This is a genomic window from Frankia sp. CoWAU3, from assembly GCF_977971855.1.
This window is the reverse complement of sequence record NZ_CDWWXB010000102.1, coordinates 12,479-13,999: the sequence shown is the minus strand read 5'-3', so window position 1 is coordinate 13,999 and position 1,521 is coordinate 12,479. Positions and strand designations below refer to the sequence as shown.

At 68.4% G+C, this 1,521-nt stretch carries 3 protein-coding genes; all 3 read right to left on the bottom strand.

Translation table 11 applies throughout. From position 1 onward, the window contains the following. Positions 1-88: 88 nt before the first annotated feature. On the bottom strand, positions 89-448 hold the full coding sequence (locus AC08ON_RS10875; RefSeq protein WP_476608624.1) for a hypothetical protein: 360 nt from the start codon (positions 446-448) through the stop codon (positions 89-91). A 5-nt stretch (positions 449-453) separates the two neighbouring features. Next, on the bottom strand, positions 454-1,332 hold the full coding sequence (locus AC08ON_RS10870) for a Vgb family protein (protein WP_476608625.1): 879 nt from the start codon (positions 1,330-1,332) through the stop codon (positions 454-456). Then, the coding region (locus AC08ON_RS10865) for a hypothetical protein (protein ID WP_476616895.1) at positions 1,301-1,521 on the bottom strand (221 nt) is incomplete at its 5' end. The genes AC08ON_RS10870 and AC08ON_RS10865, both read right to left, overlap by 32 nt.

Here is a 1,521-nt window from a genome sequence, read left to right as displayed (position 1 = left end):
TAGCTACGGAGCGTGGTGGGCCATGTGTACCAGTATCCGAACCGATCGATCTTGGTTGCTGGCCCTGAAATCACTGTCCGACCGGTCACTACCCGGGCTCTGACCAGGGATGATGCGCGATGATCGCGGCGATCGAGACATCATCAATCGGATCGAACGAACGTTCAGAGCATCTGGCAGTGTCGACCATGCCGCCGAGCCCCGAGTTCACCGGGCCGCTGGCGTAGAGCCATCTTTGATCGGCGGCGAGGCGCGCGTCGGTATACGCGCGCGTAGGACTTCTTGGGTGCGTATAGAACGACGCGCGGCGCGTATAGACCGTCCAGCGACGGTTGCCGCTGGTTACCAGGGGTCCGTCGTCCCGGGCGAGTCGGCACAGCAGCCGCGACGCTCCGGACGCCCCAGCCAGCGTGATCCTGGGAACAGCACCCAGGGTCAGGTCCGCCACTCACCTCATGCCCGCTCCAGATGCGCGAGCCTCCCGGTTTCGAGGGCTACGTGGAGAGCGCTGTTCTCGGTGAGGGTGAGGCCGTGCGGTTCGCTGGAGGGTGTCGGTAGGTCGTATTCGTCGATCTTTCCGGCTGGGGTGATGTGCCCGATGCGGCCTGCGGCCCATTCGGTGAACCAGCAGCCTCCGGCCGGGTCGGCGATGATCGCGTGGGGTCGGGCGTCTAGGTCGGGGAGGGGGAACTCCTCGATGTGCCCGGCCGGGCTGATCCGGCCGATCTGACCGGCGGCGATCTCGACGAACCAGAGGGCGCCGTCGGTGCCCCGGCAGATCCCGACCGGGGCGGCGCCGGGGGTGGGCAGCGGGTGAAGGGCGGTCTGCCCGGTGAGGGTGATGCGGCCGATCGCGTGCGCCTGGTTGAGGGTGAACCAGACGGTCTGGTCGGCCCCGGTGGTGATCGCAGCCGGGAGGGCGCCCGCTACGGGGAGCGGGTACTCGGTGATCGTGCCGTCGGTGGTGATGCGTCCGATCCGGCCGCTGTTCATCTCGGTGAACCACAGGGCGCCGTCCGGGCCGGTGGTGATGCCGAAGGGCCCGCTGTCCGGGGTAGGAGTGGGGAAGGGGCTGGTCTCGCCGTCGAGGGTGATCCTTCCGATCTGGTGGTCGCGGTTACGGGTGAACCACAGCGCGCCGTCCGGCCCCTCGGTGATGATCGATGGCCCGCAGGCGGCTGGAATGAGCTGGTAGGAGTCGAGGCGACCGTCGGGGGCCAGCCGTGCGATCTGCCCGGCGTGGACCATCGTGATCCATAGTTCCCCGCCGGGGCCGCAGGTCAGGTCGTAGGGGCCGGCATCAGGCCCCGCTATCCGCGTTTCGCGGATCATCGCGTGTGCTGGGTGGGGTGTCACGGGTCTCCTCGGTGGAAGGGGCATGGCCGTGGTCCTTCGCCGTGTCCTCGGAACGTGGGGCCGATGGCAGGGCGAGGTGCGCGCCCTGCCATCGGCTGCGGATCGCGCGGTCATGGCTGACGAGGATGAGGGCGCCGGGATAGTTCTCCAAGGCGGCCTCCAGCT

Excerpts from the sequence above, each read along its gene's own strand:
- AC08ON_RS10870 (WP_476608625.1), bottom strand. The coding sequence starts at position 1,332 with ATGATCCGCGAAACGCGGATAGCGGGGCCTGATGCCGGCCCCTACGAC.